The following is a 1,209-nucleotide window of genomic DNA, read 5'->3' on the forward strand; positions in this document are numbered from 1 at the left end:
CATGTACGGGTCACTCACATGGGTTACATAAAAGTTCACTCACATAGGTGACACTTTGAGCGTCACATAGCCATCAACGGCATCACGCGCATCGATCCTACCGAGGATGATGGGACCGAAAATAACATCCCACACCCCCTCTCCAACTTGCTCCAGCCCAATGGTCTGGTGCTTCAACACGTATCCTACATAGATCCTCAAACCACGGCGGTTGGCGATGCCGCAGCTGTCAGCTGACAAGCTCTCGATATGGCTGGGATAAGTCATCTCAGGCAGCTTTTCAGGGAATGGGCGCGGCGAAGCTTGATAACAGGACGCCGGCGTTCTTTGTTTCAACGCCTCGTGCAACCGCTCGTAATTGTAATGCTGCCGAAATCGATCAAAGTGCCGTTGTTGAGCCTCCCATGCCACTGCCGGCGGTGAAGGAAGCGTGCTCTTGAGTGTCCGGTGCATACGCTCGTGCCGGCCATTCTGTTCAGGTCTGCCTGGTGCGATGCGCTCGGGAATGATGCCCAAACGCAACCACCAGATCGACAGTTGGGAAAGGCCTGCGCGTCCCTTGCTGGCGAACGGTACGCCATTGTCGGTGCGGATACGCTCAGGCAGGCCATTTTCGCGGAATACTTCGGTGAACACTGCCTGCGTTTCCAGGAAGTTCGTGTTAGCCATGCTGTGACACGCAAGCAAGAAGCGACTGGCGTGGTCCATGATCGTCAACGGATAGCACCAGACACCTGCTCCTGTGAGGAACTGCCCCTTGTAGTCGGCACTGAACAGCTGATTGGGCGATTCCGCTTTCTCCAGTGGCTTGGGATAGATGGCCACGCGCTGACGTAAACGCCGCGGCTTGATCAGTTCGGCTTTCTTGAGGATGTTGTAGATCGCGGTCTTCGAGGGTGGCGCCTGATCAGGAAAGCACTCCTGCAACGCTGCCTGGATTTTTTTCGGCCCAGGCACCGTCTCACCCTGACCGCGCAATTCGACGATGGCCTCGCGGACCGCGACGGGCACAACCCATTCCTGGGTCAACCGACGCCGGCTGCGCTCCTCCAAGCCTGCGGGGCCCTCTTTCTCGTATCGCTCGACCCATTTGTAGCCAGTCTTTCGACTGATCTCGTAGGCCTCACACAGGGCGCTGAAGCTAGGTGGCCCCTGTAGGTAGTCGGCGATGAAAAGCATTTTCAGGTCCATAGGTGTTAGCTCTCGCCA

1 protein-coding gene is annotated in these 1,209 nt (G+C 56.9%); it reads right to left on the reverse strand.

Features of this window, described 5'->3' with window-relative positions:
* Positions 1-39 precede the first annotated feature (39 nt).
* Positions 40-1,209, reverse strand: a 1,170-nt coding sequence (locus ACFY9W_RS29075) for an integrase core domain-containing protein (RefSeq protein WP_391138306.1), incomplete at its 5' end; no start/stop codon positions are given.

It is taken from the genome of Pseudomonas sp. NPDC008258 (assembly GCF_042956345.1).
Taxonomy (GTDB): Bacteria; Pseudomonadota; Gammaproteobacteria; order Pseudomonadales; family Pseudomonadaceae; genus Aquipseudomonas.